The sequence below is a fragment of the Collimonas sp. genome, from assembly GCF_039923675.1.
Taxonomy (GTDB): domain Bacteria; phylum Pseudomonadota; class Gammaproteobacteria; order Burkholderiales; family Burkholderiaceae_D; genus Collimonas.
In genome coordinates this window covers 26,524-50,882 of the sequence record NZ_JBDTCG010000097.1, presented here as the reverse complement: position 1 = coordinate 50,882, position 24,359 = coordinate 26,524, and the positions used below count along the sequence as shown (strand labels likewise).

Below are 24,359 nucleotides of genomic sequence, written 5' to 3'. Positions count from 1 at the left end.
AGCACAATTTCTGCAACATCACGGCATCAGCTCACGGGCGGCATGACCAGTTCGTGCACCACCAGGCCGGCGTCGGAATTGCCGAAGGTGTCACCGTTAGCCTTGATCCGCTCGGCAGCTTGCATTGCATCGGCATAGCCTTGCTCCCAGCGCCATTCGATCGAGCCGCGCGAAAAATTGATATCCTTGGACGGCATGTTCCAGTCGTGGCCGCTATAGCGCAGCCGCACGATATGGATCGTGCTGTCATCGGACAAGCCTTCGAATTCCTTGAGATCGGATTTCTTGCGCAGGGCTGGCGGCAGCTTGTCATACAACGCTTGCGCGGCGCGGCGCAATTGATACATGCGCAGGTAGTTTTCGATGTGGCGTTCCGAACGCGAGGCGAATGTCACGTCTTTCTGGCGATTGGTGATCTGGTCCAGAGTCGACGGCTCGGGGCCGTTGGCGCTCCACAAATCGACCATCACGCACAAGGTATTGCCATCGACATCAGTCTTGGATTCATCGTCCAGCACCACTTCCAGCGGCGTATTCGAATACAGGCCGCCATCCCAGTACAGGTCGCCATCGACGCGCACCGGGGCGAAGCCGGGTGGCAAGGCGCCGCTGGCCATGATGTGCTCCACGCCGATTTTCCGCTCCTGCGAATCGAAATTGACCAGGCTGCCGCAAGCGACCTTCATTGCGCTGACAGTCAGGCGCATGCCGCCCGGGGCGTTCAGATGTTCGAAATCGACCAGCCGCGCCAAGGTCTCGGCGAGCGGTGTGGTGTCGTAGAAACTGGCTTGTTCCGGTTCCACCGCCATGCCGAGCATGAATGGATTCATTCCCCGCGGTGAAAAGAATCCAGGGACGCCACGGGTAGTGACGTCGGTAGTGGTCCACCAGGTGTTGAATTGACGCATGGCGTCAGGGACTTTGCTCAAATCCGTCAGGTCGCCGTGGCCGACCTGCTCCCAGAATTCTTTCAGGCGCGAGAGTCGCAGATCGCGCTCGTTGCCGGCGATGATGGCGGCGTTGATCGCGCCGATCGAGGTTCCGACCACCCAGTCCGGCGTCAGGCCATTCTCGTGCATCGCATGATAAACGCCGGCCTGATAAGCACCCAGCGCACCGCCTCCCTGCAACACCAGCGCCACTCGCGGCGTGGTCGATTCGGCTTTGCCGGTGGTGCGTATTTGTGACTTGGAAGTGGTTTTATTACTCATTTGAAACCGATCTTTGCGTGTGAAAGAGTAAACATATTACCCCATCGCGGCGAGCGGTAACGGCGACGACTGATATGTCATGAAACCTTCACAAACGATAACCGCAATCGCGCCGGCTACAAATTATCAGGGCTGTCGGGCGTAAAAAAGGCCGGCGAATGATTCGCCAGCCTTTTTCATGCGTGAAGGCATCAGGCGCTTATTTCTTCCTGATCATGTAAACCGCCAGTCCGACCAGCAGCACAACGCCAAATTCCAAGCCGACCACAATGTACTTCGCCATGATTCATATCCAAAAAGTGATGCTATTTATAAAGAGAATGCCACAACGTGCCAGACATTCGGACTGATGCCGGGCCACTTCGTCGATTGCATGATCGAGATGGGACAGGACCTTCGGCGGAGAAACATCATCATGCACGATTCATCAGGGCGCAACAATACATCGAAACGCTGAGGGACTTCCCGGCACCTTATTTGTTGCGCGCGTGCGGCTTGGAGATCACAGGACGCAAATGGCTCCGATGCAAATCCGGACCGCCATTTTTTTCTGTTTCGGACACGCCTTTGCTGACACAGTCTTTCACGAAATCGTTCAGGGATTGCCCCTTTCTTGCCGCCGCCATGCTGGCGCTGCGATGCAGTTCCGGCGTCATGCGCACATTGAAAGTACCGCTGCAAGGCTTGTCTGGTACGAGTCCCTCGCGCCGGCATTTTTCCAGATAAAAATCCACGGCGTCTTCAAAGGCGGATTGCAGCCCTCCGACGCTGTCGGATTCATAGCTGACCAGATCATTGATAAACAGGAGTTCGCCATGCAGGCAGCCGTCTTCGATACTGACCTCGATCGAACCCTGGTAATTTTTATGGCTCAGTACTTTATCGCTCATTTCATTCCTCATTGGCGCTCATCAAGCCGAACTCTTTCAGCTTGCCTATTACCTTTCGCAACAGGTATTTCTTCACGATATTTCCGGGATGGGGCTTGTGTACAAAAATCTTCAGGCCCGCTTCGGTTTTAAAACTGCGATATGAACCGCCCTTGTCGGAGAACTCGCTAAATCCATAGATATCGAGCAGGACGACCAGCTCGTGCCACGTGAAGTCTGCCGGGACAGATTCAGCCCGGCTGCGTAGTTTGTCGCTTCTAGTCATTTGATTATCCTGCATGACTCTATAAATTGCAACTGAAAATTAGTTGCAGAAACAAATTTCAAATTGTTCATTTCCCTGCCAGTCATTGCAATGATGATAATCAAGATTGATTTTGTCAATTTGGCAATTATCTTAAAAGCGCAAGAGCAAACTGGTGCTGGGCGTAAAATGGCGCATTCCGCAGTTTCTGCCCTCTTTCCGCTAGCCACACATGACCATCCTGCTGTCCACGCTCAATGCCCGCTATTCCCATGCCTCGCTCGGCTTGCGCTACCTGCAGGCGAACATGGGCGATCTGCGCGACGCCACCCAGTTGCATGAATTCGTGATCGGCGCCAAGACCACCGACATCGTCGAAAAACTGCTGGCGCACAAGGCGGTCGCAGGGACGACCATCGTCGGCTTCGGCGTGTATATCTGGAATATCGAGGAAACCACCAAGGTGGTGGCAATGCTGAAGCGGGTGGCGCCGGAGATGGTGATCGTGCTGGGCGGACCAGAGGTTTCCTACGAATCGGCCGAACAGCAGATCGTCCAGCTGGCCGATTACCTGGTGACCGGCTGGGGCGATGTGACTTTGCCGCAACTGTGCAAGCAGATCCTGCACGGCCCGAAACCGCTGATGAAAATCCATGTCGGCGTACAACCGCCGATGGCAGATATCACCCTGCCCTACAGCCTGTATAGCGACCACGATATTGCGCACCGCACGCTGTATGTCGAAGCCTCGCGCGGCTGTCCGTTCAAGTGCGAATTCTGTTTGTCGGCGCTGGACAAGACCGCGTGGCCGTTCGCGCTCGATAATTTCCTGGCGGAGATGGAGTCATTGCATGCGCGCGGCGCGCGGCTGTTCAAGTTCGTCGACCGCACCTTCAACCTGAATGTCAAGACCAGCCTCAAGATCCTGCAATTCTTTCTCGACAAGCTGGCGGCCAATCCCGACGATCCGGTGTTTGCCCACTTCGAGCTGGTGCCGGATCATTTGCCGGATGCCTTGAAAGATGCGATCTCGCAATTCCCACCGGGGGCACTGCAGTTTGAAATCGGCATCCAGAGTTTTAATCCCGAAGTGCAGGCTTTGGTCAGCCGCAAGCAAAACAATGAGAAGGCCGCAGAAAATATCCGCTGGCTGATACAGCAATCGCAAGCCCATCTGCACGTCGACCTGATCGCCGGCTTGCCCGGTGAAGATGTGGAAAGTTTCGCCAGCGGTTTCGATCGTCTGGTGGAATTGCAGCCGCACGAAATCCAGTTCGGCATTCTCAAGCGCCTGCGCGGCACGCCGATCATCCGCCATACCGAACCGTTCGGCCTGATCTTCGATCCGCACCCGCCCTACACCATCCTCGCCACCAACAAGATCGATTTCCCGACCATGCAGCGTTTGCAGCGCTTTTCGCGTTACTGGGATCTGGTAGCCAACTCGGGCCGCTTCGCCCACACCTTGCCGATCCTGCTGGGCGGGACGCCGTTCTATAACTTTATGGCGTTTTCAGACTGGCTATACGGTAAAACCGACGCCACCCACCGCATCGCGCTGGACCGGCTGGCAGGACTGGTCGGACAATGGCTACGCTTGCAGGGTATGACGGAAGCCGCGGTAAATGCGGTGCTCAGTACCGATTACGCGGGCAAGCCGGCCAAGCTGGCGGAGGTGCAACAATTGGTGGCGAAGAAAGAAACGGATGTCGCCGCGGCGCCTAAGCGCCAGGCGCGTCATCTAGCTCACTGACCAGCTGGCGGCGTTGAGGTCCAGCATGTGCTGACGCCAGGTGGCGATCAGCTGCTGCGCCATGTTGCCCATCGAGGCCAGCGCAACGCTGCTGCTGTGATGGATGATCATCATGGCGTAGACGTCGGCAAGCGCATTGACCTCGGGCGACAAGGCGCACTCTTCCCCTACCGCAGGCCTTTGCAGGCGCCAGTAATTGATGGCTTGTTCCAGTTCGGGCAATGAGATATTCATGCCTTTATTGTACCTGTCGCCAACAGCTTGTCAGCCAAGTCATAAAATATTATTAAAAAACTACGCCGGCCACCAGGATGATATTGGCATACGGCGTGAACTCGCCGGTGCGGATAACCGCCTTGGCGCTATGCGTCATGCGCTTGAAATCGGCATGCGCCAAGGTCCGCTTGTCGGCCACGCCGAGGGCGTCGATCTGCTGCGCCAGTTGGGGACTGTGCAACGGCAACTCGTCGGCCAGCACATGGTGCTCGACCTGCATTTCAGTCAATATCGTTTGCAAGGTCACCATGAAACCAGGCACGCCGCGAGTCAATGCGAGGTCGATCAGCGGCACGCCTGGCGGCACCGGCAGACCGGCATCGCCGATCACGATACTATCGCCATGGCCTAGCGATGCAATCAGTTGCGACAAGGCGATATTCAGCAATGGGCTCTTCTTCATCTCAAGCCTCCAGTTCGTGACGATAAGGAATCGAAGTCTGGGCGCCGATACGCGCCACGCTGATCGCAGCGGCGCGCTGGCCGAAAGCGATGGCATCGGATTCGCTGCGGCCTTCCGCCAGCGCCGCGACAAAGCCGCCGATGAAGGTATCGCCGGCAGCCGTGGTATCGATCGCTTTGGTCGGCTGCGCAGGGAAATGCTCGGCGCCGGACGCCAACGCGGCATACACGCCCTTGGAACCGAGCGTCACCAGCACATTGGCGCTGCCGTTGGCGCGCAATGTAGCAACTGCGGCGTCGATCGCGGCGTCGTTGTCGAGACTTGCTTCGGGCAAGCCGGCCAGCATCGCCGCTTCAATTTCGTTAGGAATCAGATATTCCACCTGCGCCAGCAAATCGGCCGGCAAGGCTTGCGCCGGCGCCGGATTCAACACCACGGTCTTGCCCAGCGCATGCGCCAGCTTGATCGCATGACGCACGGTGGCGAGCGGCGTTTCCAGCTGCAACACGACAATGCGTGCCTGTTCGATCAGGGCGCGGGCGGCGTCTATATGTTCCGGGCTAAGCGCATCATTGGCGCCGGCCGCCAGCACAATGCTGTTTTGGCCGCTGGCGTCGACCATGATCGACGCTACGCCGGACGCCATGCCACTCATGGTCCTGACGTGTTGATGGTTGATGCCGTCGTTATGCAAAGCGGCCCGCAGCTCGGTGCCAAAAGCGTCGTCACCGAGACAGGCGATCATCGCCACCTTGACGCTATCGGCGCTAAGCCGCGCGCATGCCACCGCCTGGTTGGCGCCCTTGCCACCGGGGATGGTGCGGAACTGGCCGCCGGACAAGGTTTCGCCCGGGTGCGGCATGCGCGGCACGCGCAACACCAGGTCCATGTTGATACTGCCGATAATGACGATCATGTGTGTCTTAGAAATTAGGATTACAAAATAGAATAACAAGCGCCCGCATAGTCAGGCCGCCACGGTCGAACCACGGACATGCAATTCCGGCGCAATGGTCTGCCGCTGCAACGGCCGCTCCGGAGTGGCAATTCGCTCCAGCAGGCATTGCGCGGTAAGTTGCCCGAGCCGACGCGTATTCTGGGCGACACTGGTCAAGGTTGGATGCACAAACTGCGCGAGGTCGATATCGTCGAAGCCTACCACCGCCAGCGCCTGCGGCACCGCGATGCCGTACTCCGCCGCAGCGCGCAAGGCGCCGATCGCCATCAAATCATTACAACAGAAAATCGCGTCCGGCTTTTGCGATGCCAGCAAGCTGCGCGCCGCCAGATAGCCGCCGGCGCTGGTAAAGTCAGCATACACCAGCATGTCGTCCGGCAGCGCGACGCCGGCGCTATACATGGTCTGGCGCAAGCCGGCAATCCGCTCACGCGAAATATCGATATCCGCAGGACCGCCGATGCAAGCGATGCGGCGCCGGCCCAGGCCCAGCAGATGCTCCGCCGCCAAGGCGCCGCCGGCGGCGTTGTCGACCGCCACCAGATCAATACCCATGTCCTTCGGCGCCCGGTCCAGCAGCACGGTCGGCACCTTCATCTTGCGCAACAGCTCGCCGTCGGTCTGCGCCAGCGTCGCCACGATCAGGCCATCGCAGCGCTTGGTCAGCAAAACGTTCAGATAATCGCGCTGCTTGGCCGGGTCGTCGTCGGAATTGCACAGGATGACGCTGTAGCCGGCCGCGTAGCAACTGTCTTCGATGCCGCGCGCCACTTCCGAAAAATACGGATTGGTATTGTTCGGAATGATCAGGCCGATACTGCCGGTGGTCTTGCTGCGCAGGGAACGCGCCAGCGCACTCGGCACATAGGCCAGCGACTCGGCCGCCTCCAGCACGCGGGCGCGGGCGTCGGCGCTGACGGGACGGGTCTGGTTGAGGACGTGCGACACTGTGGTGTACGACACCCCGGCCTTACGCGCTACATCCTTGATGGTTGCCATAGTATTTACTCGATGCCGGTTTGCGGAGGCGTAGCTTACTTCGCGTAGTTTACTTCGTCCTGATATTTTTTCAGTGGGCTGTGCGTTCGCCGCGACGGCGATAGGTGTCAAGCACCACTGCAGCGACAATCACCAGCCCGGTGACGATCCGTTTCATCGGCTCGCTGACGCCGACTTGCGCCAGGCCGGCTTCCAGCACCGAGATGATCAGCACACCGATGAAGGTGCTGATGACCGAACCGCGCCCGCCCATCAGGCTGGTGCCGCCGATCACCACGGCCGCGATGACTTGCAGTTCAAGACCGACGCCGCCGTTCGGATCGGCGGCCTCCAGCCGCGATACCTGGAACAGCGCACCGACGCCGGCCAGCAAACCCATCAAGGCAAACACCAGCACCTTGCTCGGGCGTGGATTGATGCCGGCCAGCCGCACCGCTTCTTCATTGGTGCCGATGCCGATCCAGTGACGTCCCAGCACAGTCTTGGTCAACACCAGATGACCGACGATGACGATGGCGATAGCGGAAATGAAAGCCGGCGACATGCCGAACAGGATCGGCGAACTGATGCCGTCGACCGCGCTGCCGATATATTCCGTGCGCGAATTGGTGACCTGATACGCGAGGCCGCGCGCCATTTCCAGCACACCCAGCGAGACGATGAATGAAGGAATCCGCCAGCCGACCGAAATCAGGCCGGTCACCATGCCGCACAGACTGGCCACCAGCACACCCAGCAAAGCCGCGCCGAACAGCGGCCAGCCCCAGCGCACCATGGCCATCGACAAGACCGACGCCGCCAGCGCCATCACCGAACCGACCGAGAGATCGATGCCGCCGATAATCAACACGAAAGTCATGCCGACCGCCATCACCACCAGCGTCGGAATATCGTTGGACAGGGTAGTGAAAGTCCCCATGGTCAGGAAATTTTCGCTGAGAATGGAGAACAGCACGCACATGGCGATCAGCGCGCCGATCAAGCCGAGGTAATTCTTCAGGCCGGACATGCTTCGGGTAAGAGAGTTAGTTGTCATGATGTTGGTTATGTTGTTTTCAGCAGGCGCTCAGGGTTCAGGCCGCTTGCGCGGTGCTTGGGTCGGCCGGGGCGCCGTTGCCGTTCATGTAGCCGCTGAAGGCCGACGCCAGAATAGTCTCCTGGCTCCAGTTGCCGCGTTCAAAAGTATCGACCAGCTTGCCGGCGCTCATCACCGCGATACGGTCGCAGATCAGCATCAGTTCGCGCAAGTCGCTAGAAACGATCAGCAAGCCTTTGCCTTGCCGTGACAATTCCGCCAGCAGTTTGTAGATGTCGAATTTGGCGCCGATATCGATGCCGCGAGTCGGTTCGTCGAACAGCATGATCGGGCAATCGCGATACAGCCAGCGCGCAATCACCACCTTCTGCTGGTTGCCGCCGGACAGTTCGCCTGCAGCCTGCGTGCCATCGCGCGAACGGATCCGCAGGCGCTTGATAAAGTCGTCGGCGACCGCGGCTTCAGCCTCTACGTCGAGAATGCCGTACTTGCTGACATCAGCGAGCTTGGCCAGTGTGGTGTTGAGGCCGATCGATTGCGACAGCAGCAATCCCTGGCTCTTGCGGTCCTCGGTGATCATGGCGATACCGGCGGCTACCGCGTCTTTCGGCGATGAAATCTTGGCTGCATCGCTTTGATCGCCGATGAATACCTCGCCCTGGTCGGCGCGGTCGGCGCCGAAAATCAAGCGCAGCAATTCGGTGCGGCCGGAGCCGATCAAACCGGCGACGCCGAGGATTTCACCGGCGCGTAAATCGAAGGAAGTCGGCGCCACTGCTTTGCCGCGACCCAGGCCGCGCACCCGCAACATGGGCGCGCCGATGGTGCGATGGCCGAGATCCAGTTCCGCTTCAGCGGCGCGGCCGACCATCAATTGCACCAAGGCGTCGGTGCTATAGCCGGCGATCGGATCGTCGCATACCAGTTGGCCGTCGCGCAGCACGGCGATGCGGTCGGCGACCCGTTTCAGCTCTTCCAGCCGATGCGAAATATAAATGATGGCGACACCTTCCGACTGCAAGCGGGTGATCTGCGTGAACAGCAGTTCGACTTCGCGGCTGGTCAGCATGGCGGTCGGTTCATCCAGCACCAGCAAACGACAGTGACCGATCAGGTTACGGGCAATCTCCACCATTTGCTGATGGCCGACGCCGAGTTCGCCCACCGGCGTCCAGGGATCGAGATCGGTCAGGCCTACGGCCGCCATCTGGATCCGCGTGGCTTCCGCCAGCTTCGGCTTGTCGATCCAGCCGAAGCGGTTCGGCAACTGGTTCAGGAACAGGTTTTCGGCAATGCTCAGCGTCGGGATCAGGTTCAGTTCCTGCATCACCATGCGGATGCCGAGATGTTCCGCTTCCTTGCGCGATGCCGGCGAATAGCTTTGGCCGTCCAGCAGCATGCTGCCGGTGGTTGCTTCCACCAGGCCGCAGACGATTTTCGAGAGTGTGCTTTTGCCGGCGCCGTTTTCACCGGTCAGCGCCAGGATCTGGCCCGGGCTGATGCTGATCGAGACGTCGCTCAATACCGGTTCGACATAGGTCTTGCCGATTCCGGTCAAGCTTAACAATATGGGAACTGCGGGGGCAGCGGCGCGCGCGTCAGGCTGATGCGCGGCGTTGAATTCATTGGACATTACGTCCTCCACCAATGGCATAACTGGTTACGGACAGGGTATGCCGCCGCGCTTGAAGCGCGGCGGCAATTCAACCCTGCGCCGCAATGAGGTTGATTACTTGCTGTCTTTAGTCACCAGCATGACCTTGGTTTCAACCGTACCGCCCAGGCTCGACTGCGGCTTCTTGTCGGTGATCGCCTTCAACACGGTTTCGATACCGAACACGGCTTGTTGCGAGGCAAACTGGTCGGCTGTCGCCAACACGCGGCCGTCTTTCAGCATCGGCTTGATGGCGTTGATATTGTCGTAACCAACCACCAGTACCTTGCCGGTCTTGCCGGCGGCCTTGACTGCAGCGACAGCGCCGAGAGCCATGTTGTCGTTACCAGCCAACAGTGCCTTGACGTCAGGATGTGCATTCAGGATCGCAGCGGCAACCTTGTTGCCCGGATCCATTTCCCATTGACCGGATTGCACCGCAACCACGTTGGCGCCGGCAGTCTTCATGGCATCCTGGAAGCCCAGCGTACGTTGTTGTGCATTGAAGGTGGTCGACACGCCTTCGATGATGGCGACCTTGTCGCCGCTCTTGACCTGCTTGGCCAGGTAATCACCGACCAGCTTGGCGCCGAGGCGGTTATCCGGACCCACGAATGGCACGGTAATACCTTTTTCCTTGAGTGCGGCGTCATCCAGCTTGTTGTCGATGTTGACCACGATGATGCCGGCGTCGATCGCCTTCTTGATGACTGGCACCAGCGCTTTGGAATCCGCAGGTGCAATCACCAGGCCGTTCACTTTGGAGACGATCATCTGTTCGACGATCTTGATCTGGTTCGAGGTGTCGGTTTCATCCTTGATGCCGTTGGCGATCAAGTCATATTGCGCTGCATGCGCCTTCTGGTGTTCCTTGGCGCCGTTTTCCATAGTGAGGAAGAATTCATTGGCGAGCGACTTCATCACCAGCGCGACCTTAGGCTTGGCGGCAGTTTGCGCCATCGCAGGCAGGGAAGGCAGGGCACAGACCAGAATGGTGGCAGCAATCAGCTTGAGGCGGATACGGGTATTCATCAAAAGTCTCCTGAAAGTCGTTATTGAATTTATTGGTAATAAGTTCATTGTCAATGACACATCCGTTCGGGTCGGCATGTCATCGTTTGCAGCGCGCAAACGTTTGCGCTTTTTGATGATAGCACCAGAACCGGCAAAAAAAAAGGTCAAAAATAGCGCTCCAAGCAGCTCTTGTCCGCTTTGCAAGAAAGCTGACGGAAAGGAAGCGTGTGGCGCAATCCGCTTCAGGATGCCGCGCCGACGTCGAATTTCGCTATGAAATCGGAAGGCTGGAATGAAGAAATTGACATGCCGGCCACAGCATTGTGGCCGGCTGATCAGGCAGACAAAAAGCGCTGCAATCTTTGCGCGCCATCCTCCAGCCGCTCCAGCGAACTGGCGAAACACCAGCGCACGTAACCCTCGCCTTCGTCGCCGAAGGCATTGCCCGGCGCCAGACCGAGGCCGGCGTCGCGCACCAGTTGCTTGCACAACGCCAGGCTATCGCTGACGCCGTCGATGCGGAAGAACAGATACATCGCGCCCTTCGGCCGTGGCGCGGTAATGCCCGGCAAGGCATTCAGGCGCTCATAGAGAAAATCGCGGGCCTGGCGATAGCGGGTCACGGTATTCCCGATAATTTCATCGCCGCGTTCGATGGCGACAATGCCGGCACGCTGCACAAACCCGGGCGCACACGACGTGTTGTATTCAATCAGCTTGCCGATATCCGCCATCAGCGTGGGCGGCGCCACCAGCCAGCCAAGACGCCAGCCGGTCATCAGCCAGGATTTGGAAAAACTGTTGGAGGAAATCACGCGGTCGTCGGCATCGGCGATATCGAGGAAGGACGGCGCGCATGGATGCGCTTCAGCTTGCTCGGTGTACACCAGCCGCTCATACACGTCATCGGCAACGATCCAGATGCCGTGCCGCCGGCAATGCGCCAGCACGGCTTCCTGCTGCGCTCGCGGCATGACCCAGCCGGTCGGATTATTAGGTGAATTCAGCAGCACTGCGCGGGTGCCTGGTATCAAGGCATCCAGCAACTGCTGCAGGTCCAGCTCCCAGGTCTGGCCGAATTGCAAGGCTACCCGCACGACGTCGGCGCCGAGGATTTTCGGGATCTCGCTGACGTTGGGCCACAGTGGCGTCACGGCCACCACCCGGTCGCCGGGACTAATGATCAACTGCGCCAACACCATCAAGGCCGATACGCCGGAAGACGTGACCGCCACCCGGCCGGCGTCTATCGGCTGATGCAAAGTGGACAGATATGTTGTGATCGCCTCGCGCAGCGGCGGGATGCCGTAGTTGTGGGTATAAAACGTGTCGCCGTCATCCAGCGCCGCCTTGGCGGCATCGCGGATAAAACCGGGCGTGACCTGATCCGGCTCGCCAAACCAGAACGGCAACACATCGTCGCGGCCCATGCCGACATTGGCGACTTCGCGGATGCGCGAAGCACCCAGTTCACGTACTACGGCACGGGCAACGGCGGGATGATCCAGAGACATGACGATATCCGGTTAGCAGGAATGGATTGCAATGCCGGCGGCGCAAGCCGGCATCAGCGTGACTTGTCAGGAAGTGTAGCTGAAAGTGCGGTAACTGGTGGCACGGCAAAATCACCAAGCCAGTGTGTGAAAAGCTTCAGATGAAAATAAAAAAGCCGCTCAACGAGCGGCTTTTCCGGTGCAGATCAGCACTTAAGCTGCCTTGCGTTTGGCCACGACTCTTTTGGGTGCCGCCGCTTTAGCCGCTGGTTTTTTAGCAGCAGGTTTCTTGACCGCCGGCTTCTTGGCTACTACCTTGACTTCAACCGCGCCGTCTTCCGCTTCAACCGCTGCCGCCTTGGCCTTGCCCTTGGCGGGCGCCTTGGCTTTGCGCTCTTCAAACTCAAAGCTGACCTTGCCATCCTTGCCCTTGACCAGGAAGGCCTTGAACGGACGGCGGGTGCGTTGCGAGATAAATCCAGGCAGCAAATCGGTCTTGCCATCGTTAAGCAGCTTGACCATTTGCTCAGGCAGGATTTCCTGCTGGAGAATGATGCGGCCGCTACGGAAATCGCAAGCCTTCGGCTTGGCTACTGTTTTTTCGCAAACGTAGGCCAGGCCCATTTCATACACGCCGCTGGCGCATTTCGGACATGGGCCCAACGCGGTCTGGCCGGTGAAGTCGACGCCTTCGCCATCTTCGCCTTCATCGTTCTGGCCGAAATCGAATTCCAGCTTGAAGTTCTTGATTTCTTCGTCGCGGCTGATTTTCAGGATCGCGGCAAACGGCCGGCCCATCTTCGAGCGGAAGCCTTGCAACGGACCGATGGTGCGCTTGGTCAACAATTCTTCGACTTCCGGAATTTCAAACTGACGGCTACCCGGCGTCTTGCTCATCGAGAATTCGCACTTGGTGCAGGCGAAGCGACGATAGTTTTCCTTGACCACGCTGCCGCAGTTCGGACACGGCGCCAGCAACGTCGCGTAGTCGCCCGGTATCGTATCGTTATCGTATTCCTTGGCGCGCTTGACGATGATCTGGGTCAGCTGCGCAATTTCGCGCATGAATTCTTCACGGCTGATGGTGCCGCGCTCGATCTGCGACAGCTTGTGTTCCCACTCGCCGGTCAGCTCTGGCTCGGTCAGTTCATCAACGCCCAGACCGTGCAACAAGGTCATCAACTGGAACGCCTTGGCGGTCGGAATCATTTCCCGGCCTTCGCGCAGCAGGTATTTTTCGTAGATCAAACCTTCAATCGTCGCCGCCCGTGTAGCTGGTGTGCCAAGACCTTTACCGGCCATCGCTTCACGCAGATCGCCGTCGTCGAGCAGCTTGCCGGCGCCTTCCATGGCGGACAGCAAGGTCGCTTCCGTATAGCGCGCAGGCGGCTTGGTGACAAGGCCATTGCCGGTGATCTTGTCGGTCTTGACCTTCTCATCCTTGGCCACGGCAACCAGCGTGCCGCTATTTTCCGTATCCTTTTCATCCGCGGCTTCCTTGCCGTAGATGGCCAGCCAGCCTGGATTGGTCATGACCTTGCCTTCAGTCTTGAACTGATGGCCGGAGACTTCGGTGAAACGGGTGGTGACCTGGAATTCTGCGGCCGGGAAAAACACCGCCATGAAGCGGCGCGTCACCAGGTCGTACAATTTTTGTTCCGGCTCCGACAGGTTCTTCGGCGCCTGCGGGGTCGGGATGATCGCAAAGTGATCGCTGATCTTGGTGTTGTCAAAGATCCGCTTGTTCGGCTTGACCCAGCCCTTGTTCAGGATCTGTGCAGCGAACTGCTGATAGTTGTTGTTCTCCGAGACTGTTTCCAGCGTTTGCTTGACGGTGCTCAGGTAATCTTCCGGCAGATGGCGCGAATCTGTACGCGGATAGGTCAGCACCTTGTGCTTTTCGTACAGCGCTTGCGCCAGGCCGAGGGTGTTCTTGGCGGAGAAGCCGAAGCGTGAGTTGGCTTCGCGCTGCAAGCTGGTCAGGTCGAACAGCGCCGGCGCCATCGAAGTGGTCGGCTTGGAGTCTTCACGCACGGCACCCATCTTGCCGCGGCAGGCGGCGACGATTGATTCGGCGGCGGCTTTGCTCCATAGACGCTCGGCGCGCTTTTCCGGATCGTTCTCGTCCTTCTTGTGGGCAGTATCGAGCCAGCGGCCTTCGTAGATGCCGGCTGCGCACACGAACTCGGCGCGTACTTCCCAGAAATCGCGCGGTACGAACTTCTTGATTTTCTCTTCGCGTTCGACCACGATCGACAGCGTCGGCGTCTGCACCCGGCCGACGGTGGTCAAATAGAAGCCGCCTTCTTTCGAATTGAAGGCGGTCATTGCGCGCGTGCCGTTGATGCCGATCAACCAGTCAGCCTCGCTGCGACTGCGGGCCGCGTCGGCCAGCGGCAGCATGTCCTTGTCTTCACGTAAATTGGCAAAACCGTCGCGTATCGCACCCGGCGTCATCGATTGCAGCCACAGCCGCTTGATCGGCTGCTTGGCTTTGGTATGTTGCGCGATCAGGCGGAAAATCAGCTCGCCTTCACGCCCGGCGTCACAGGCGTTGATCAGGGACGTGACATCCTTGCGCTTGATCAGCTTGTTGAGCACCTTGAGGCGCGCCTCGGTCTTGGCAATCGGATTCAGCGCGAAATGCGGCGGAATCATCGGCAGATGGGTGAAGGTCCATTTGCCGCGCTTGACGTCGTATTCTTCAGGAACCGCGATTTCCAGCAGATGGCCAACGGCCGATGACAGGACGTATTCGTCGGATTCAAAGTACTCATCGTGCTTGGTGAAGCCGCCGAGCGTCTTCGCGATATCGTTCGCGACAGAAGGTTTCTCGGCAATGATGAGGGTCTTGCTCATAGTGTTGTCTCGAAGTAGCGCGCCATGTTTCAGCGCATTTTTTGCTTTTTGCACGCAATGGATCAGTGTTTCACCATTGTGGCAATTCGGAATTTTAGTTGCCAGAGAGAAATTCTCTCATTTAATATACCACTCGCGCCAGACGATTTTGCTGTCAACTCCCAGGCTGACATCAAAATTACGCCACGGTTAGCAATTATTGCGGCAATGATAAGCGGGTTGTCGGGAAAGTCGCAAGCGCGGCGGACCGCGGTTTTGCCGGTATCTTGCCGGCATGCCTCAGATGGCGCTTGCCGCGGCTAATGCAAGAGGCGCGGTTCCGGGTCCTCGTCTTCGTCGAGAAACAGCTCGTCGAACATCAAGCCATCCGGTTCCTTGCCTTGGCTCCATAGCACCATCAGCACGATCACCTTGAGTTTGTCGAGCGGGACCGGAGTCTCGCTGACGGTCAGTGCGCGCTCGATGACTATCTCGCGTTGCACCGGGTTGAGCATCTTGGCCGACTCCAGGAACTGGATGAAGCCGATCGCAGCGATCCCCAGCACGTCGATTTCCTGCTGGGCGTAGATGCGGATGCCAAAAGAAAAAGAGGTTTGCTGCGGATACTTGTCGGCGAATTCGTGATTGGCTTCCGCCAGATCGGTCAGCCAGCCGAGCGCTTTGGTGATTTCGTCTTCTTCAAAACCGATCGCCGACAGCTTCTTGACCAAGGCCTCCGGTTCAGGGCAGGCATCGGGCCGGTAATAAGTTTCATACAGATAAACAAGGACTTCAAACATGGTTCTACTGTATCGCTAAGGTAAGGGTATGACAAGTAAAGTGCGACGTAAGTGTGAAATGCATTGCAGCAATGTTGCAACTTTGATCGTCAGTATACGTATATTAGTATCGCAGGATTTGGGCAAAGCTGCGCGAAATGGCAAAATGCCCTTCAGGCGCAGTATGGCAATATCAGTCGATACGGCGGTATAAACCGCCCGGTAAAACTTCGATCCGGCCTGCCAGTTCCAGCTCAAGCAGCTGGCCGTTGAGGCTGGCCGCGTCGCTATCGCTACGCGCCGCCAGCACATCGAAACTGACCGGATCATACCCGAGTTGCCGCAGCAGCTTTTGATTGTCGTCGGCTACGGCCTCGTCGATTTCACCGGCTATCTGAGGCTCGCTGTCGGCAACGCCCGCTTCCGCATTCACTGCAGCTATCATCTGGAAAGTACTCAACTCTTCCAGAATATCCTGCGCCGATTCGACCAGTTTGGCACCCTGCTTGATCAGTTGATGGCAACCCTTCGACAACGGCGAGTGGATGGAGCCGGGAATCGCAAAGACATCGCGTCCCTGCTCCGCAGCCATCCTGGCGGTAATCAGAGAACCGGATTGGGCTGCGGCCTCCACCACCAGCACACCGCGCGCCAGACCGGAAACGATGCGGTTGCGGCGCGGGAAATTGGCCGCTATGCCGGGCATGCCCAGCGGGTACTCGCTGACGATGCAGCCCGCTTCGGCGATCTGATGCGCCAGCCCGCGATTGCGCGCCGGATAGACAATATCGGCGCCGGTGCCGATCACGGCGATCGTACTGCCTGCCTCCGGGCTACCAGCGGCGCCACGCAAAGCGCCGTGATGGGCGGCCGCATCGATCCCTAAAGCCAACCCCGAGATGATGGTCAGGCCACGCTGGCTCAGCACTTCGGCAAAGCGGTCGGCGTTGGCGATACCCTGCACAGTCGCGTTGCGGCTGCCGACCACCGCCATTGCCGGTCGCGCCAGCAATTCGACGCGGCCCTTCACATACAGCATCAGCGGCGGGTCGGCGATGTCCAGCAAAGCTTGTGGATAAGCAGCGTCAGCCAGGGTGATTAATCGGTTTGCGGGTTGCTGCAGCCACTCAAGGGTACGTTCGACGAGCGCCCGGGTAGCGTCCGATGGCGGCGCCAGCAAAGCATAGGCAATACGATCAGGCACCACTTTGTGCAGAGCGGAAAAAGAAGAGGAAAAGATGCTCTCAGGCAAACCGAAGGCAGCCAGCAGCCGACGCCCGGTTTCGGCGCCGACACCGGCAGTTTGTTCCAGACGCAACCAGGCTGCCAGATCATCGGCATCGGTTGCAGCCGGATGGTGGCTTGGATCCGCGCCACCATCGTCATGAAGATTATCTTTATTAACAGCAAGAACCTTTATTGAGGAGATCTGGCGATGTCGCCGATATCGACCGTATTTTGCACTTCCATGATCAGGCCATACGAAATATGGTTGAACACGCGGAAGATGAACAGGGTACCGTATTGTTCGTCCGGCAGCTTGACCTTCTTGTTGTGATCGGCAGGATCCTTGATGACCTGGCCCAGACGCGACAGCTGCAACACCGTGCCGACGTCAATGTTGTCAGCCTTGCCCTGGTTGATGGTGGCGATCTGGTTCTGCGCCGCCGTCGCCACGCCGCCATAGATGGAGACGATACGGGCGTCGACAGGGCCGGCAGGCGCATGCGGCACATAATTCAGGATCGGCTCGACCGGACGCGGAATGATGCGGTCGCCGACCTGCATTTCTTCCTTGGTGTCGACCACGCTGAAAGTTGCCGCCTCATCGGGCGTGCTGCCGCGGCGCTCCAGTTTCAAGGTGCCCAGATACAAGGCTTCATTGGCGATGACCTTGCCGGTGACCGGATCCTTGAGCGCGTTGCCAGGACGAAATACCTGGAAAGCCGTCGCATCCGCGAGATTGCCGCGCACATAGGCTTTATCGCCCTTGCCCAGGTTCACATGGCCTTCCTGCACGGCCACGATATGCGGCGCGGTTTTCAAATCATCGCCTTCGATGATCAACGGTTGCGACAGGAAAGGACCAATGGCGTCGGTGGAAATCGTCGTGATCGCATCGCGGCCGATACCTTGCACCCGGGTTTGCGGTGACAATTTGACCACGCCGCCCTCACCGCTGGTGGTATTGCCCAAACGCAGGCGACCATTGACGCGATCGAAATACACGATCTGGCCTGGATAAATCCAGTGCGGATTACGAATCTCGTCCTGATTCAAACCCCACACCTGTGGCCAGCACCATGGATGTTGCAAAAACTGACCGGAAATCCCCCACAGCGTGTCGCCACGCACTACCACGTGCTGGTCCGGCGCATTCGGCAAAAACTCGCAGCGCATGGGCTTGACCGCCTGCGCGCTGGCCATGCTGGAAATGCCAAATCCGGTGCATAAAGCAAGAAGGAGTGCAGCTGTGCTAAACTTTTTCATATTGTTTCCGGTGAATACTGCGTTAAATTGGCGCCTGCATCGCAGGAGACTGTCCAGCTCAGGGGATCAAAGCGCAAGCTGATCTTCCCCTGCCCGGCAGGCTTCTGGCTGGTTCGTCGCCATGGCATTTGATCTAGGTAAAAGCAAAAACAGCAAAAGAAAGCAAAAAACTTGCCATAGTGAATCAAATTTTGCCCATAAACGATTGAACTAGCAAGAGAAAACCCCTTCCAAACCGCCTAATTGTTACGCATTCAAGCATGTCCTTATTAAATATTCTGCGTTATCCCGATGTCCGCTTGCATAAAATTGCCAAGCCAGTGACAGTTTTTGACAGTCGGTTAAAAAAATTGATCGCCGACATGGCTGAAACCATGTACGAAGCACCCGGCGTCGGCCTGGCCGCTTCGCAAGTCGACGTCCACGAACAACTGATGGTGATCGACACCTCCGATAGCGGCACAGACTTGCGGGTTTTCATCAATCCGCAGATTCTCTGGGCCAGCGAAGAGAAACAGATTTACGACGAAGGCTGCCTGTCGGTGCCGGGCGTCTACGATGGCGTCGAACGCCCCGCGCGGGTCAAAGTGCGTGCGCTGGATGCCGACGGTAATCCGTTTGAGGTCGATGCCGATGGCTTGCTGGCGGTCTGCATCCAGCATGAGATGGATCACTTGCAAGGCAAGGTATTCGTTGAGTATCTGTCACCGTTGAAGCGCAACCGGATCAAGGCCAAGATGCTCAAGGAAGAACGCGAGCTGAAGCGCGACAAGCAATACGGTACTAGATAAGCATCTTTTCCAAGTTGCGGGACAAACTGCAAGAAGCGCCTTTTAGCTGATCTTGCAGTTTGTCCCGCAGTCATTTTGGCTACCATTCGTCATATCGTTCACTATGAAAATCATCTTCGCCGGCACTCCCGAATTCGCCGCAGTGGCGCTCAAGGCCTTGCACGAGGCCGGCCATCAGATCGTCCTGGTGCTGACGCAGCCGGACCGGCCGGCCGGTCGCGGCATGCAGCTGCATGCATCGCCGGTCAAGCAATTCGCACGCGATCACCAGATTCCGGTGGCGCAGCCGGTATCGCTGCGGCTGGACGGCAAATATCCCGATGTCGCCGCAGAAGCCCAAGCATTGTTGCAAGCAACGCCGCACGACATCATGGTAGTCGCGGCCTACGGTCTGATCCTGCCGCTCAGCGTCTTAAACATTCCGCCGCGCGGTTGCCTCAACATCCACGGTTCTCTGCTACCGCGCTGGCGAGGTGCGGCGCCCATCCACCGCGCGATCGAAGCTGGCGACAACGAGACCGGCATCACCATCATGCAAATGGACCAGGGTCTGGATACCGGCGCCATGCTGTTGATCGAAAAACTGGCGATCTGCGCCGACGACACCACCGGCAGCCTGCATGACAAGATGGCGGCGCTAGGCGGTGAAATGATTGTGGAAGCACTGCGCCGCCTGGAACAAGATGCATTGCCGGCCACGCCACAGCCGGAACAGGGCGTCACCTATGCCGCCAAGATCAGCAAGGAAGAAGCGGCGCTGGACTTCACGTTCTCGGCCGAAGTATTGGAACGCAAAATACGTGCATTCAATCCCTTCCCGGCGGCCTCGGCTTCATTCGCCGGCGTCACATTAAAGTTGTGGCAGGCACAGGTGGTTGCCGCTATCGGCGCCCAAGCACCGGGAACCATCGTCAGCGCCGATCCTCAGGATGGCGTGGTGGTGGCTTGTGGCGATGGCGCTTTGCGTATTGCAGAACTACAGAGGCCCGGTGGCAAGCGGTTGCCGGCAGCTGAATTTTTGAGGGCTTTCCCTATGCATGGTGGCAAGTTCGATTGAATATCAGCCGATCGAGAGGCATTCCAGATTCTGCGATCCGCTCCAGCTTGCCTGCGGCTCCAATGTAACCGGATGCCGGACCGTTGCTGCTTCAACGCAAACAAAATGCTGATAAGAGTCCAGCTTCAAATCGGCGATTTTTGCACAGCCGTTTTCCCACGGATTCCACACCACAGCGTCGACAAATCCTGCCTGACTGGCAATCATGCTGTGCTTGTGGTCGCTTAGGGTGATTGGCTTATCGACTGCAAAATAAACCCGGTCGACTTCTTCGTGGATATGCAGAAGCTCTTGATCCGCGTGCTTGATCCGGCGGCCGTCGACGGAATCCCGGTACTCGTAGCCGGCCAAGCCGTATATCGCAGCCTCGGCAAGTTGCGTATTCAGATAGGTGTGCAAGGCACAAGTAAAGTCGAAAGACTGATCGCCGTTATTGGTCACCTTTAGGTTGATGTTCAACGTCTTCCCGGAAAATTCAATGCGCAGTTCCAGAGAGAATGCATGCGGAAATATTCGCCGGGTTTCTTCTACATCGCTAAGGCCCAGGCGTATCAGGCCGCTGCCATCTATCTGCCTGGAAGTCTCCCACAGAGTCCATAAACTGACGCGTGCGAAACCATGCTTCGGCAGCGGCCCTTCGCTGGCGAATTGCGGAAAGATCACCGGGATGCCGCCGCGAATGGCACTGTCGCTGCGCCATGAATTCAACGGGCTCATGAACAGCCGTTCGACGCCGTCCGGCGTCTGCCAGGAACACACATGAGCGCCATGCAAACTCACTTTTACCTGCGCGCCATCGGCGGCAGTGGCGATAATGAATCCGTTGGTCGGTTGCGGATTTTCTGAAGTTGGCAAAATTTTGTCTCCGATGGCTATCCGCGTATTATGCGCCCGGGTTCGGCAATTCTGAAGGCTGGCAGAGCTTTTCAGCCATCTTTCCTACGGCAGTCGGTGTGCTTTCGGAACCGGGACCGCCAGGCTGATGCCGTGTTGGGTAAAACCGAAATTTTCATAGAAACGATGTGCATCCATGCGCTTCAGGTTGGATGACAGCGCGATCTTGTAGCATCCCGCCTCACCGGCAATCCGTACCGCATGATCCAGCATCACACTGCCGACGCCTTGGCCGCGGCTAGCGCGGCTGATGACGACCGCATCGAGCACGGCTTGTTGTGTGCCTTCGTGGGTCAGGCTGCAAAACGCCAACATGCTGAAGGTGCCTATGGCAACGCCGTCGGCAAATACCAGGTACGCACGGAAGTAGGGATAGGCAGCCATCGACGCCATGATCTTGCGAGCGCCATCCGCGTCCAGCGTGGCCGCACGAGCGGCGACATCGTCCATCTCGGCAAGCAAGGTCACCAGGGTCTCGGCATCGTCGGCCGTGGCCTGGCGCACCGTAATTTGTAGCAGGGAATGATCGGGGGCGGCAGTCATCGGTCTTTGCTCCATTGCGAGATTAGGCGTAAGGATAAAGACTATACCGAAAATCCCGTGCGTGGAAAAATGACGGGGCGCCTGCAATCCAGGCGCCCCGTCATTGGCAAAAACAGCGGCAGGAACTGGTTAAATAAACAGTTTGCGCATGCGCGATGAAACCAGATCGATCATGCTGACGGCAACCACGATCATGATCAGCACAGCACAGGTTTGCGCATATTCGAAACTGCGGATGACTTCCCACAGGATCACGCCGATACCACCTGCGCCGACCATGCCGACCACCGTCGCCGAACGCACATTGGCTTCGAAGCGGTATAGCACGTAGGAAATCCAGAGCGGCATCACCTGCGGCAAGACGCCATAGACGATTTCTTCCAGGGCATTGGCGCCGGTAGCGCGGATGCCTTCAACCGGTTGTGGATCGATGGCTTCAACCGCTTCCGAAAACAATTTCGACAAGGTGCCGGTAGTCGCCACAAACAAGGCCAGTACGCCGGCAAACGGCCCGAGGCCGACCGCCACCACGAACAGCATCGCAAACACCATTTCATTGATCGCACGTGCCGCATCCATCAAACGGCGCACCGGCTGGTTGACCCAGGCAGGCGCGATATTGGAAGATGCCAGCAAACCGCATGGCACCGCGCAAACCACCGCCAGCGCCGTACCCCAGACCGCAATCTGTATCGTCACCAGCAGCTCTTGCAGGTAAGTGCGCCACTCGTGAAAATCGGGCGGAAAAAAGCTGGCGGCGTAAGTGCCCATGTTGCCGCCGTCGCGCAACAATTCCAGCGGGCGCATATCGGCGCCCTTCCATGACGCGATCAGGATTGCCAGCAGCACGCCCCAGAACAGCGTCCGGCCTATCGATTGCTTAGGCGGGACCGGGTACGTGGTTTGCATTTTCAGAGGTGCGGAACTTGTCATTGCTTAGGATTTGGCCAGGTCGGACAATTTACGGTTGATGTCGTCAAGCTTGGTTTTCTTTTCGTCGGCGCTCAGGTTCTCGTCCGCTTCCAGCTTGCCCTTTTGCTTGAACAGTTCCAGTTGGCGGATAGGATTCAGCTGGACGTTGCTGGATTCTGCAAAGCCGCTGTATTGCAGCTTGGCGAGTTGCACTTTTTCCTGCGCTGCGTTAGGACCGGTCTTGCCGTAGGTGAGGAAGAAATCCTTGATCTTGGCTTTGGTGTCGGCCGGCAGATCCTTGCGCCATACCAGCGGATCGGCGGCGATCAGCGGCGATTTCCAGACGATGCGGACTTCCTTGGCGACTGCCGGCTGGCGCTCTTCGATGCGGTCCATGGTGTCGGAGGCAAACACGGCGGAATCGAGCTGCTTGTTGGCCACGGCCAGGATATTGGCTTCGTGGTTGGAGGTGCGGATGACCTTGAACGCTGTCTTCGGATCGACATTGTTCTTGGCGAAGATGTAGTAGTTAGGCAGCAGGAAACCGGAAGTCGAGTTCGGGTCGCCGATGCCGAAAGTCAGGCTCTTGGAATTTTTCAGGACGTCTTCGATGCTCTTGTACGGACTGTCTTTTTGTACGCCGACCAGGCTGTAATAACCTGATGTGCCGTCCGGATTGACCACGTGCGCAAACACTTCGCCGCTGGCGCGGTCTACCGCTTCCATCGCCGACTTGTTGCCGAACCAGCCCATCTGCACTTTACCGAAACGCATGCCTTCGATGATGCCGGCATAGTCGGAGGCAAAAAAGCCATTGACCTTGATGCCGATGCGCTTGCTCATTTCGTCCAGCACCGGCTGCCAGTCCTGCTTCAGGTTTTGCGACGATTCGGTGGAGATGATGCCGAAGTTCAGCACCTTGGCATCGTCGGCATGCGCTACAGAAGCTGTCACCGCCAGCATCGCCAGGGCAACGCCGGAAAATAATTTTGCAAACATGATTTGAAACTCCTGATTGGGATGAGTGTTATGAATTTGTAGCGCGTATCTTGGTGCTGATTTTTGGTGCTGATTTTTGATGCTGATTTCGATTATGCTCAGGCGGCGACAGCCAGCGCCGGTATGCTGTCGAAGGGCGTCGGCACTGCGACCGCCGGCCGGGTCAAGCTGTTGGAGCCGCCCAGGATGTCTTCCGCTTCGCTGCCGTACAGGTCGCGCAACATGGCTTCGGTCAACGCGTTGGACGGGCCGTCGTACACCACACGGCCTTTATGCAGCGCCACCGTACGCGAACAAAAACGCAGCGCCACATCGACCTGGTGCAGCGAGACGATGACGGTGCTCTTGTCGCGCTGGTTAACGTCGGCCAGCGTTTGCATCACGCGCCGCGCCGATTCCGGATCCAGCGATGCGATCGGCTCATCGGCCAGCACCACGCGCGCCTTCTGCACGATGGTGCGGGCGATCGCCGCCCGTTGCTGCTGGCCGCCGGACAGCGCCGATGCGCGCTTATAGGCGTGATCGGAAATGCCGACCCGCGTCAGCGCTTCCAGGCCCAGTGCCTTCTCTTCCGCGGTAAACAATTTGAAGCAGCTGCGCCAGAGCGGCATGCGCGACAGGCCTCCGGTCAGCACATTGGTCAGGACCGGCAGGCGGCCGACCAGGTTGAATTGCTGGAACACGAAACCGACGTTGGCGCGGACGGCGCGAATATTGCGGTCGACCAGGCCGTCCTTCTGTACCGAGTGGCCATCGATGGAAATCGTGCCGCCACCGCCATCTGCCGCCATCAAACCGGAAATATGCCGTAAAAGCGTTGATTTTCCCGAACCGGATGCACCGATCAAGGCCACCATCTCGCCCTGCGCGAAGCGCAGGCTGACATTATCCAGCGCCCGGAAACCGCCGCGAAACGTCTTTGACAAACCTTTGATTTCAACCATGATTGTTACCGCCATTACGCTTTTGAATGGCCGAAGTATTGCGGTCAAATATGTCAGGCGTATGAATGTTTTATGACCATTCGGTTACAAAAGGCATGAATGTAGACAATCTACAAGTCTGTTTTACTTGATTTCCATGGCCCCAGAGGGCTTGGTTATACTGGATGCAGGCCTAAGTCAG

25 protein-coding genes are annotated in these 24,359 nt (G+C 58.0%); 5 read left to right on the top strand and 20 right to left on the bottom strand.

Annotation, left to right across the window (positions count from 1 at the left end; genetic code table 11):
* Positions 1-26: 26 nt before the first annotated feature.
* Positions 27-1,211 carry a patatin-like phospholipase family protein gene (locus tag ABI171_RS21750; protein WP_348094654.1) on the bottom strand — a complete coding sequence of 395 codons (1,185 nt, stop codon included), beginning with the start codon at positions 1,209-1,211 and terminating at the stop codon, positions 27-29.
* A gap of 178 nt (positions 1,212-1,389) precedes the next feature.
* Between ABI171_RS21750 and ABI171_RS21745 the strand changes: the two genes are divergently transcribed.
* Positions 1,390-1,668 carry a hypothetical protein gene (locus ABI171_RS21745; protein WP_348094653.1) on the top strand — a complete coding sequence of 93 codons (279 nt, stop codon included), beginning with the start codon at positions 1,390-1,392 and terminating at the stop codon, positions 1,666-1,668.
* A 16-nt stretch (positions 1,669-1,684) separates the two neighbouring features.
* On the opposite strand, the gene ABI171_RS21740 is transcribed toward ABI171_RS21745, so the two are convergent.
* Entirely contained in the window at positions 1,685-2,101 is a 417-nt protein-coding gene (locus ABI171_RS21740) for a type II toxin-antitoxin system HicB family antitoxin (RefSeq protein ID WP_348094652.1), read from the bottom strand.
* Between the two features lies 1 nt (position 2,102).
* Positions 2,103-2,366: a type II toxin-antitoxin system HicA family toxin gene (locus ABI171_RS21735; protein ID WP_348094651.1), complete on the bottom strand. Its 264-nt coding sequence runs from the start codon at positions 2,364-2,366 to the stop codon at positions 2,103-2,105.
* Positions 2,367-2,577: 211 nt separating this feature from the next.
* Between ABI171_RS21735 and ABI171_RS21730 the strand changes: the two genes are divergently transcribed.
* Entirely contained in the window at positions 2,578-4,098 is a 1,521-nt protein-coding gene (locus ABI171_RS21730; RefSeq protein ID WP_348094650.1) for a DUF4080 domain-containing protein, read from the top strand.
* Here ABI171_RS21730 and ABI171_RS21725 read toward each other — a convergent pair.
* The 11 genes from ABI171_RS21725 to dprA all read right to left on the bottom strand — a co-directional run bounded on the left by ABI171_RS21725 (position 4,087) and on the right by dprA (position 16,860).
* Complete coding sequence (locus ABI171_RS21725; protein ID WP_348094649.1) at positions 4,087-4,332, bottom strand: DUF3717 domain-containing protein; 246 nt, start codon at positions 4,330-4,332, stop codon at positions 4,087-4,089. The two genes, ABI171_RS21730 and ABI171_RS21725, sit on opposite strands and share 12 nt — an antisense overlap.
* A 52-nt stretch (positions 4,333-4,384) precedes the next feature.
* Positions 4,385-4,777 (bottom strand): D-ribose pyranase, encoded by a 393-nt coding sequence (rbsD, locus tag ABI171_RS21720; RefSeq protein WP_348094648.1) that lies wholly within the window; start codon positions 4,775-4,777, stop codon positions 4,385-4,387.
* A 1-nt stretch (position 4,778) separates the two neighbouring features.
* Positions 4,779-5,693: a ribokinase gene (gene rbsK, locus ABI171_RS21715; RefSeq protein ID WP_348094647.1), complete on the bottom strand. Its 915-nt coding sequence runs from the start codon at positions 5,691-5,693 to the stop codon at positions 4,779-4,781.
* A gap of 51 nt (positions 5,694-5,744) precedes the next feature.
* Positions 5,745-6,734, bottom strand: a complete 990-nt coding sequence (locus ABI171_RS21710) for a LacI family DNA-binding transcriptional regulator (protein WP_348094646.1) — start codon at positions 6,732-6,734, stop codon at positions 5,745-5,747.
* 70 nt (positions 6,735-6,804) lie between these two features.
* Positions 6,805-7,770, bottom strand: a complete 966-nt coding sequence (locus ABI171_RS21705) for an ABC transporter permease (protein ID WP_348094645.1) — start codon at positions 7,768-7,770, stop codon at positions 6,805-6,807.
* Positions 7,771-7,807: 37 nt separating this feature from the next.
* Complete coding sequence (locus tag ABI171_RS21700; protein ID WP_348094644.1) at positions 7,808-9,403, bottom strand: sugar ABC transporter ATP-binding protein; 1,596 nt, start codon at positions 9,401-9,403, stop codon at positions 7,808-7,810.
* A 96-nt stretch (positions 9,404-9,499) separates the two neighbouring features.
* Entirely contained in the window at positions 9,500-10,456 is a 957-nt protein-coding gene (locus ABI171_RS21695; protein ID WP_348094643.1) for a sugar ABC transporter substrate-binding protein, read from the bottom strand.
* Positions 10,457-10,773: 317 nt separating this feature from the next.
* Positions 10,774-11,952, bottom strand: coding sequence for a pyridoxal phosphate-dependent aminotransferase (locus tag ABI171_RS21690; protein ID WP_348094642.1), 1,179 nt, complete (start codon positions 11,950-11,952; stop codon positions 10,774-10,776).
* A 192-nt stretch (positions 11,953-12,144) separates the two neighbouring features.
* Positions 12,145-14,790 carry a DNA topoisomerase III gene (locus ABI171_RS21685; RefSeq protein WP_348094641.1) on the bottom strand — a complete coding sequence of 882 codons (2,646 nt, stop codon included), beginning with the start codon at positions 14,788-14,790 and terminating at the stop codon, positions 12,145-12,147.
* Positions 14,791-15,089: 299 nt separating this feature from the next.
* Complete coding sequence (locus ABI171_RS21680; RefSeq protein WP_038493694.1) at positions 15,090-15,569, bottom strand: DUF494 domain-containing protein; 480 nt, start codon at positions 15,567-15,569, stop codon at positions 15,090-15,092.
* Positions 15,570-15,741: 172 nt separating this feature from the next.
* Positions 15,742-16,860 (bottom strand): DNA-processing protein DprA, encoded by a 1,119-nt coding sequence (gene dprA / locus ABI171_RS21675; protein WP_348094746.1) that lies wholly within the window; start codon positions 16,858-16,860, stop codon positions 15,742-15,744.
* Between dprA and ABI171_RS21670 the strand changes: the two genes are divergently transcribed.
* The gene (locus ABI171_RS21670; protein ID WP_348094754.1) at positions 16,759-16,971 is read left to right on the top strand and encodes a hypothetical protein; all 213 of its coding nucleotides are present in this window, start codon (positions 16,759-16,761) and stop codon (positions 16,969-16,971) included. The genes dprA and ABI171_RS21670 overlap by 102 nt on opposite strands.
* On the opposite strand, the gene ABI171_RS21665 is transcribed toward ABI171_RS21670, so the two are convergent.
* Entirely contained in the window at positions 16,965-18,038 is a 1,074-nt protein-coding gene (locus tag ABI171_RS21665; protein WP_348094640.1) for a LysM peptidoglycan-binding domain-containing protein, read from the bottom strand. The genes ABI171_RS21670 and ABI171_RS21665 overlap by 7 nt on opposite strands.
* A gap of 260 nt (positions 18,039-18,298) precedes the next feature.
* Here ABI171_RS21665 and def point away from each other — a divergent pair, with 260 nt between their 5' ends.
* A complete protein-coding gene (def, locus tag ABI171_RS21660; RefSeq protein WP_348094639.1) occupies positions 18,299-18,829 on the top strand; it encodes a peptide deformylase in 531 nt (176 codons plus the stop codon).
* A 103-nt stretch (positions 18,830-18,932) separates the two neighbouring features.
* Entirely contained in the window at positions 18,933-19,886 is a 954-nt protein-coding gene (gene fmt / locus ABI171_RS21655; protein WP_348094638.1) for a methionyl-tRNA formyltransferase, read from the top strand.
* Between the two features lie 3 nt (positions 19,887-19,889).
* On the opposite strand, the gene ABI171_RS21650 is transcribed toward fmt, so the two are convergent.
* From ABI171_RS21650 to phnC, 5 genes are all read right to left on the bottom strand, one after another.
* Positions 19,890-20,741: a D-hexose-6-phosphate mutarotase gene (locus ABI171_RS21650; RefSeq protein WP_348094637.1), complete on the bottom strand. Its 852-nt coding sequence runs from the start codon at positions 20,739-20,741 to the stop codon at positions 19,890-19,892.
* A gap of 84 nt (positions 20,742-20,825) precedes the next feature.
* A complete protein-coding gene (locus tag ABI171_RS21645; RefSeq protein WP_348094636.1) occupies positions 20,826-21,323 on the bottom strand; it encodes a GNAT family N-acetyltransferase in 498 nt (165 codons plus the stop codon).
* 129 nt (positions 21,324-21,452) lie between these two features.
* Positions 21,453-22,232: a phosphonate ABC transporter, permease protein PhnE gene (phnE, locus tag ABI171_RS21640; protein WP_348094635.1), complete on the bottom strand. Its 780-nt coding sequence runs from the start codon at positions 22,230-22,232 to the stop codon at positions 21,453-21,455.
* 27 nt (positions 22,233-22,259) lie between these two features.
* Positions 22,260-23,234 carry a phosphonate ABC transporter substrate-binding protein gene (gene phnD, locus ABI171_RS21635; protein WP_348094634.1) on the bottom strand — a complete coding sequence of 325 codons (975 nt, stop codon included), beginning with the start codon at positions 23,232-23,234 and terminating at the stop codon, positions 22,260-22,262.
* Between the two features lie 98 nt (positions 23,235-23,332).
* Positions 23,333-24,178: a phosphonate ABC transporter ATP-binding protein gene (phnC, locus tag ABI171_RS21630; protein ID WP_348094633.1), complete on the bottom strand. Its 846-nt coding sequence runs from the start codon at positions 24,176-24,178 to the stop codon at positions 23,333-23,335.
* Positions 24,179-24,359 lie beyond the last annotated feature (181 nt).